This is a genomic window from Xenorhabdus sp. BG5 (assembly GCF_015163665.1).
Taxonomy (GTDB): Bacteria; Pseudomonadota; Gammaproteobacteria; order Enterobacterales; family Enterobacteriaceae; genus Xenorhabdus.
The window spans coordinates 1-1,411 of sequence record NZ_JADEUG010000073.1 but is presented as its reverse complement, the minus strand read 5'-3'; the positions used below and the strand labels follow the sequence as shown (position 1 = coordinate 1,411).

At 29.3% G+C, this 1,411-nt stretch carries 2 protein-coding genes and 1 pseudogene; 2 read left to right on the top strand and 1 reads right to left on the bottom strand.

Going from position 1 to position 1,411, the window contains the following annotated elements; genetic code table 11:
• Positions 1–891: hypothetical protein (locus IQ209_RS17835; RefSeq protein ID WP_228005977.1), on the top strand; the 891-nt coding region annotated here is incomplete at its 5' end.
• Between the two features lie 40 nt (positions 892–931).
• Positions 932–1,282: a DUF1240 domain-containing protein gene (locus IQ209_RS17830; protein WP_193852520.1), complete on the top strand. Its 351-nt coding sequence runs from the start codon at positions 932–934 to the stop codon at positions 1,280–1,282.
• A 34-nt stretch (positions 1,283–1,316) separates the two neighbouring features.
• Here the strand turns inward: IQ209_RS17830 and IQ209_RS18535 are convergent.
• Positions 1,317–1,411, bottom strand: a pseudogene (locus tag IQ209_RS18535) (type VI secretion system tube protein Hcp); the annotation flags it as partial.

The following is a 1,411-nucleotide window of genomic DNA, read 5'->3' as shown; positions in this document are numbered from 1 at the left end:
AAATATGATCTTAGCTTAAAAACATGGGTTGAAGATAATTTTGACCATGAAGCAAATTTCAAAAAACAAATGGATTACATTAATTATAAAGATCTTGAAAAGCAACTGAATGAAAACGTAGATTACCATGCCTTATTAAATCAAAATGAAGCTGTTATTTTTCTGAAAGAATTAGGGGGTAATATTAAATCATTTATAAATGATAATGTATTTCCAGTCACTGATGTCTTGTCAAATTTTGCTGGAAATATAAAAGATACGCCTGGGGTTTTTATAGTGGCAAAACATTTCAAACCTATAAATATTGGAATAACAACGTATATAATAAATGAATTAAAAGGGAAAGGCGTAAAAGCGATAGAATATTTAGGTAAAAATGGTGAAAGATATATAAAGCTAACTGACACGCCAGGCGTTAGACGATATTTGAATGCTACAAGATATCTTATCAATAATAAAAAAATAATGGAGGTTGGGGTCGGTTCTGTCGCTATGGAAAGTAATATTTCTTCAGGTGGCAGGTTCGGTATTGTATTTTCTGCTGGATATAGAGCTGTTGAATTAATGCTTAAGGATGAATATAGCCTAACAGATTTTTTTGTTAATTTATCAATGGATATGGCGAAATTAATTGTAGCAACAACAGCAGCGAAGATTATTGTTACAGCGGTAACTTCGACACTTTTTGCCACTGCTGCTAGTGCTACTGTTATAGCTATTGGTGTTTTCCTGATTGGGGTGGGTGTTGCTTATAGTTTATATTACTTAGATAGCAAATATAAAATCAGTGAAACCATAATTAAAAAATTAAAAGAAAATAAGGTAAAACCTCCTACACCTTATCATCCAGATCAATTTTTTAACATATGGAGTAGATATTCCCGTGGTTAATATAAGTAGATTTAAAGTTTTTTTCGCAGCAGTAATATTTATGTGCGTTGCTGCACTTGGTTTAGTATCAATAAATGACTATATTTCATTTATAACTAGAAATGATATTATTACATTTTCAACAAAAAGTGCTTTTTTTATTTGGGGTAGTCCATTATGTATATATTTTTCTTTACTATTATTCAAGTACCTTATAATTAAAAAAAAGGTGAATTTCAATAATAAAATAGGAAGTATCTTTGGTTTTATCGCTGTAATAGGATTCATTTTTAATTTCTTTCTTTCTTTTTATGTTGATTTTAAATTAAAAAACGAAAATTACATTACATGTGATAAATCATCATGGATGGCCCCTAATAAATATGTAAAAGATATATCCCTATGTAAATAGTCAATAAGCATAGCAAAATGCTATGCTTATTTTATTAATAGGTTCTGTCTTCCCATATACTATAGGCTGACGTGCCGGCTGTTATATGATTCCATGAAATTGATTTGTAATTTAGAAAAATCCTTTCAT